This window comes from Streptomyces sp. NPDC041796 (assembly GCF_055590785.1).
In genome coordinates this window covers 22673-28858 of sequence record NZ_JBVJAH010000007.1, presented here as the reverse complement: position 1 = coordinate 28858, position 6186 = coordinate 22673, and the positions used below count along the sequence as shown (strand labels likewise).

Sequence of the window (6186 nt, the reverse complement as noted above, 5' to 3'; positions counted from 1 at the left end):
GCCGCCTCACCCCCTCCCCTCCACTCACCAACAAACACCACCCACCCCCCCCCCCCCCCCCCCCCCCCCCCCCCCCCCCCCCCCCCCCCCCCCCCCCCCCCGCCGTGGCGGGCGACGCGACGCGTCAGCCCGCGGCGACCTCGATCGCCGCCAGGTTCTTCTTGCCGCGCCGCAGCACCAGCCAGCGGCCGTGCAGCAACTCGTCGGCGGACACCACGGCGTCCTCGGCGGTCACCTTGACGTTGTTCACGTACGCGCCGCCCTCCTTGATCGTGCGGCGTGCCGCCGACTTGCTCGGCGCCAGACCGACCTCGGCGAAGAGGTCCGCCACCGGGCCCGGCTCGGCCACCCTGGCGTGCGGCAGCTCCGCGAGCGCCGCGGCCAGCGTCGACGCGTCCAGCTCGGCCAGCTCGCCCTGCCCGAACAGGGCCTTGGAGGCGGCGATCACCGCGGCGCACTGCTCGGCGCCGTGCACCAGCGTCGTCAGCTCCTCCGCGAGCGCGCGCTGGGCCGTACGGGCCTGCGGACGCTCCTCGGTGACCTTCTCCAGCTCCTCGAGTTCCTCACGGCTCTTGAAGCTGAGGATGCGCATGTACGTCGAGATGTCCCGGTCGTCCACGTTCAGCCAGAACTGGTAGAACGCGTACGGCGTGGTCATCTCCGGGTCCAGCCAGACGGCCCCGCCCTCGGTCTTGCCGAACTTGGTGCCGTCCGACTTGGTCATCAGCGGGGTGGCCAGCGCGTGCACATGGGCGTGCGGCTCCAGCTTGTGGATCAGGTCCAGGCCCGCCGTGAGGTTGCCCCACTGGTCGCTGCCGCCCTGCTGGAGCACACACCCGTAGCGCCGGTACAGCTCCAGGAAGTCCATGCCCTGGAGCAGCTGGTAGCTGAACTCGGTGTAGCTGATGCCCTCCTGCGACTCCAGCCGCCGGGCGACCGAGTCCTTGGTGAGCATCTTGTTGACCCGGAAGTGCTTGCCGATGTCCCGCAGGAACTCGATCGCGGTCATGCCCGCGGTCCAGTCCAGGTTGTTGACCATGACCGCCGCGTTCTCGCCCTCGAAGGACAGGAACGGCTCGATCTGCGAGCGCAGCCGCGTCACCCACTGCGCGACGGTCTCCGGATCGTTCAGGGTGCGCTCCGCGGTCGGACGCGGGTCACCGATCTGCCCCGTCGCCCCGCCCACCAGCGCCAGCGGCCGGTGCCCGGCCTGCTGGAGCCGGCGGACGGTGAGCACCTGCACGAGGTGCCCGACGTGCAGACTGGCCGCCGTCGGGTCGAAGCCGCAATAGAACGTGATCGGACCGTCCGCGAGAGCCTTGCGCAGGGCGTCCTCGTCGGTGGACTGGGCGAACAGCCCGCGCCACTTCAGCTCGTCGACGATGTCCGTCACGGTGTCGTGTCTCCTTGAACGATTCCAGTGAGCGTTGGTGCAACGGTGCGGCGATGCAGACAACGGTTGTGCACGTCAGTCTATGGGGGTCACACGCCCTGGCTGACCGAACTCATGTTGAAGTCCGGCACCCGCAGCGGCGGCATCGCGGCCCGGGTGAACCAGTCGCTCCACTCCCGCGGCAGCGTCCGCTCGGTCCGGCCCGCCTCGGTGGCCCGCGACAGCAGGTCCACCGGCGACTCGTTGAACCGGAAGTTGTTCACCTCGCCGACGACCTCGCCGTTCTCCACGAGGTACACCCCGTCCCTGGTCAGCCCGGTCAGCAGCAGCGTCGCCGGGTCGACCTCGCGGATGTACCACAGGCAGGTCAGCAGCAGGCCGCGCTCCGTGGAGGCGACCATCTCCTCCAGTGACCGCTCGCCACCGCCGTCCAGGACCAGATTGCCGATCCCCGGGGTGACGGGCAGCCGGGTGAGAGCGGCGCTGTGCCGTGTGGTGAGCAGGTGCTCCAGCCGGCCCTCCCGCACCCAGTCGGTCGGCGCCAGGGGCAGCCCGTTGTCGAACACCGACGAGTCGTCGCCCGACGAGTGCGCGATCACGAACGGTGCCGACTCCAGGCCCGGCTCGTGCGGGTCGCTGCGCAGGGTCAGCGGCAGCGGGGAGAGCGTCTCGCCGATCCGGGTGCCGCCGCCCGGCTTGGAGAACACGGTCCGGCCCTCCGCCGCGTCCCGGGCGGCCGACGACCACAGCTGGTAGATCAGCAGGTCCGCCACGGCGGTCGGCGGCAACAGCGTCTCGTACCGCCCCGCGGGCAGCTCGATCCGGCGCTCCGCCCAGCCCAGGCGCTGCGCCAGCTCCGCGTCGAGCGCGGTCGGGTCGACGTCCTTGAAGTCCCGCGTCGAGTGCCCCGTCCACGCCGACCGCGTCCGGTCCGGCGACTTGGCGTTGAGCTCCAGCGTTCCCGACGGCTGGTCGTGCCGCAGCCGCAGCCCCGTCGACGTACCCAGGTACGTCGACGTCAGCTCGTGGTTGGCGAAGCCGTACAGCTCCCGGCCCCCCGCGCGGGCCCGGGCGAACGCCTCGCCCAGCGCGGGCGCGAAGTCCGCGAACACCGCGGAGGAGGTCTCGGCGGGCGCGTCCGCGAAGTCGGGCGACGCCTCGGCCCCGGACACCAGCGGCTGGGCGTCCTCGGCAGGCCCGGCGCCCCGCGCGGCGGCCTCGGCCGCCCGGACGAGCGGCTCCAGGTCCTCGGCGGTGACCGCCGAGCGCGACACCACACCCGACGCGGTGCCCTCCGCCCCGTCGACGGTGGCGATCACGGTGAGCGTCCGGCCGCGCGTCACGCCGTTGGTCGTCAGCGCGTTGCCCGCCCAGCGCAGGTTGGCGGACGAGTGCTCGTCCGCGATCACGACACAGCCGTCGGCGCGGGACAGCTCAAGCGCCCGCTCGACGATCTCGTACGGCTTCGCTACGGGGCTCATCGGCCACCCTCCTGCGCGGTGTTAAGGATGTTCACGCCCCGGAACAGGGCCGAGGGGCAGCCGTGCGAGACCGCCGCGACCTGGCCCGGCTGGGCCTTGCCGCAGTTGAAGGCGCCACCCAGGACGTACGTCTGGGGGCCACCGACCTTCTCCATGGAGCCCCAGAATTCCGTCGTCGTCGCCTGGTACGCCACATCGCGGAGCTGACCGGCCAGCCGCCCGTTCTCGATCCGGAAGAACCGCTGGCCGGTGAACTGGAAGTTGTACCGCTGCATGTCGATCGACCACGAACGGTCGCCCACCACGTAGATCCCGCGTTCGACGCCGCCGATCAGGTCCTCCGTCGACAGCCCGCCCGGGTCCGGCTGCAACGACACGTTCGCCATGCGCTGCACCGGCACGTGCCCCGGCGAGTCCGCGTACGCGCAGCCGTTGGACCTGCCGAGGCCCGTCAGCTTCGCGATCCGCCGGTCCAGCTGGTAGCCGACCAGCGTGCCGTCCTTCACCAGGTCCCAGCTCTGCGCCTCGACGCCCTCGTCGTCGTACCCGATCGTCGCCAGCCCGTGCTCGGCCGTGCGGTCACCGGTCACGTTCATGATCGGGGAGCCGTACACCAGCTTCCCCAGCTGGTCGAAGGTCGCGAACGACGTTCCCGCGTACGCCGCCTCGTAACCGAGCGCCCGGTCCAGCTCCGTGGCGTGCCCGATCGACTCGTGGATCGTCAGCCACAGGTTCGACGGGTCGACGACCAGGTCGTACGTCCCCGCCTCCACGCTCGGCGCCCGCATCTTCTCCGCCAGCAGCTCCGGAATGCGCTCCAGCTCCGCGTCCCAGTCCCAGCCGGTCCCGGTCAGGTACTCCCAGCCGCGCCCGACCGGGGGCGCGATCGTCCGCATCGAGTCGAACTCACCGGTCGTCCCGTCCACCGCGACCGCCGTGAGCTGCGGGTGCAGCCGTACCCGCTGCTGGGTGGTGACCGTCCCGGCCGTGTCCGCGTAGAACTTGTTCTCGTGGACGGTCAGCAACTGCGCGTCGACGTGCGCCACCCCGTCCGCGCGCAGCAGCCGCGCGCTCCACTCCGCCAGCAGCCCGCTCTTCTCGGCGTCCGGCACGGTGAAGGGATCGATCTCGTACGCCGAGACCCACGTCCTGTCCGCGTGCACCGGCTCGTCCGCCAGCTCCACGTGCTCGTCCGACCCCGCCGCCGCGATCACCTGCGCCGACAGTTTCGCCATGGCCACGGCCTGCGAGGCGACCTTGGCGGCCGCGTCCATGGTCAGGTCGACGCCGGAGGCGAACCCCCAGGCCCCGCCGTGCACGACCCGTACCGCGTAGCCCAGGTCGGTGGTGTCCGAGGACCCGGCGGGCTTGGCGTCCCGCAGCCGCCACGAGGCACTGCGGACGCGCTCGAAACGGAAGTCGGCGTGGGCGGCGCCGAGCGCCCTGGCCCGCGCGAGCGCCGCGTCGGCGAGCGCCCGCAGCGGCAGCGCCGTGAAGGCTTCGTCGATGGAATGAGGCACGAAATGTCTCCTGTCGTGTGAGACCGGTCGCCCCGATCATGTCGCGCCGCACGGCTCCGTGCCCAGCACTTTCGGTGGGGCCCCTCGCGAGCGCCTTCTGTAGGGATCCGACAGTGACGCCCCCGTGCCACTGTCAGGGGTCGATTCTCCGTAGCGAGGGCCGGACCGATAGGTTTTCGAGGTACCAGACCGCCAAGGAAAGGGTGATCCGTTGAGCCGCTCGGTTCTCGTCACCGGAGGTAACCGGGGCATCGGCCTCGCCATCGCCCGCGCTTTCGCCGACGCCGGCGACAAGGTCGCGATCACGTACCGCTCCGGCGAGCCGCCGGAAGGCTTCCTGGCCGTCCGGTGCGACATCACCGACACCGAGCAGGTGGAGCAGGCCTACAAGGAGATCGAGGAGAAGCACGGTCCGGTGGAGGTGCTGGTGGCCAACGCCGGTGTCACCAAGGACCAGTTGCTGATGCGGATGTCGGAGGAGGACTTCACGTCCGTACTCGACACCAACCTCACCGGAACCTTCCGGGTCGTGAAGCGCGCCAACCGTGGCATGCTGCGCGCCAAGAAGGGCCGTGTCGTCCTGATCTCCTCCGTGGTCGGGCTGCTGGGCTCGGCGGGCCAGGCGAACTACGCCGCCTCCAAGGCCGGGCTGGTCGGCTTCGCCCGCTCCCTCGCCCGGGAGCTCGGCTCGCGCAACATCACGTTCAATGTCGTCGCGCCCGGTTTCGTCGACACCGACATGACCGCGGTGCTGACCGAGGAGCAGCGGGCGGGCATCGTCGCCCAGGTGCCGCTCGGCCGCTACGCGCAGCCCGGTGAGATCGCCGCCGCGGTCCGGTTCCTCGCGTCCGACGACGCTTCGTACATCACTGGAGCCGTCATCCCCGTTGACGGCGGATTGGGCATGGGTCACTGATCACATGAGCGGAATTCTCGACGGCAAGCGCATCCTCATCACGGGTGTGCTGATGGAGTCCTCCATCGCGTTCCACACCGCCAAGGTGGCCCAGGAGCAGGGTGCCGAGGTCATTCTGACCGCCTTCCCGCGGCCCACGCTGACCGAGCGGATCGCCAAGAAGCTGCCGAAGCCGGCCAAGGTCATCGAGCTCGACGTCACCAATGACGAGCACCTGGCCCGCCTCGAGGGCCTGGTCCGCGACGAGCTCGGCAGCCTCGACGGCGTTGTCCACTCCATCGGCTTCGCCCCCCAGGACGCGCTCGGCGGCAACTTCCTCAACACGCCGTTCGAGTCGGTGGCCACCGCGATGCACGTCTCGGCGTTCTCGCTGAAGTCGCTGACCATGGCCTGCCTGCCGCTGATGCAGAACGGCGGCTCGGTCGTCGGCCTGACCTTCGACGCGCAGTTCGCCTGGCCGCAGTACGACTGGATGGGCCCGGCCAAGGCCGCGCTCGAGGCCACCAGCCGCTACCTGGCCCGTGACCTCGGCAAGCAGAACGTGCGCTGCAACCTGATCTCCGCCGGCCCACTGGGCTCGATGGCTGCCAAGTCCATCCCGGGCTTCACCGACCTGGCGAAGGTGTGGGACGAGCGCTCCCCGCTCGAGTGGGACATGGCGGATCCGGAGCCGGCCGGGCGCGGCGTCGTCGCGCTGCTGTCGGACTTCTTCCCGAAGACGACCGGCGAGATCGTCCACGTCGACGGCGGCGTGCACATCATGGGCGCCTGAGCCCTTCCGCGCAGAAGGCCGCGCACCGCTCCGGGGGAGTGGTGCGCGGCCTTCGCGCTTCTCGCACGCATGTACGGTGTGCAGCGCTCCCGAGTCGAAGAGTC

The 6186-nt window shown here is 70.8% G+C and carries 5 protein-coding genes; 2 read left to right on the top strand and 3 right to left on the bottom strand.

Going from position 1 to position 6186, the window contains the following annotated elements:
- Window positions 1-124: 124 nt before the first annotated feature.
- The 3 genes from tyrS to ACZ6C1_RS15625 all read right to left on the bottom strand — a co-directional run bounded on the left by tyrS (window position 125) and on the right by ACZ6C1_RS15625 (window position 4394).
- Window positions 125-1393: a tyrosine--tRNA ligase gene (tyrS, locus tag ACZ6C1_RS15635; protein WP_469241296.1), complete on the bottom strand. Its 1269-nt coding sequence runs from the start codon at window positions 1391-1393 to the stop codon at window positions 125-127.
- A gap of 89 nt (window positions 1394-1482) precedes the next feature.
- Window positions 1483-2874 carry a metallopeptidase TldD-related protein gene (locus ACZ6C1_RS15630; protein WP_469241294.1) on the bottom strand — a complete coding sequence of 464 codons (1392 nt, stop codon included), beginning with the start codon at window positions 2872-2874 and terminating at the stop codon, window positions 1483-1485.
- Window positions 2871-4394: a TldD/PmbA family protein gene (locus ACZ6C1_RS15625; RefSeq protein ID WP_469241292.1), complete on the bottom strand. Its 1524-nt coding sequence runs from the start codon at window positions 4392-4394 to the stop codon at window positions 2871-2873. The genes ACZ6C1_RS15630 and ACZ6C1_RS15625 overlap by 4 nt, the downstream gene beginning before the upstream one ends.
- 211 nt (window positions 4395-4605) lie before the next feature.
- On the opposite strand from ACZ6C1_RS15625, the gene fabG reads away from it, so the two are divergent.
- Window positions 4606-5310, top strand: coding sequence for a 3-oxoacyl-[acyl-carrier-protein] reductase (gene fabG, locus ACZ6C1_RS15620; RefSeq protein WP_469241290.1), 705 nt, complete (start codon window positions 4606-4608; stop codon window positions 5308-5310).
- A 4-nt stretch (window positions 5311-5314) separates the two neighbouring features.
- Window positions 5315-6082, top strand: coding sequence for an enoyl-ACP reductase FabI (gene fabI / locus ACZ6C1_RS15615; protein WP_469241288.1), 768 nt, complete (start codon window positions 5315-5317; stop codon window positions 6080-6082).
- Window positions 6083-6186 lie beyond the last annotated feature (104 nt).

Coding starts and splice junctions, on each gene's coding strand:
- ACZ6C1_RS15630 (WP_469241294.1), bottom strand. CDS start 2,874: ATGAGCCCCGTAGCGAAGCCGTACGAGATCGTCGAGCGGGCGCTTGAG.
- fabI (WP_469241288.1), top strand. CDS start 5,315: ATGAGCGGAATTCTCGACGGCAAGCGCATCCTCATCACGGGTGTGCTG.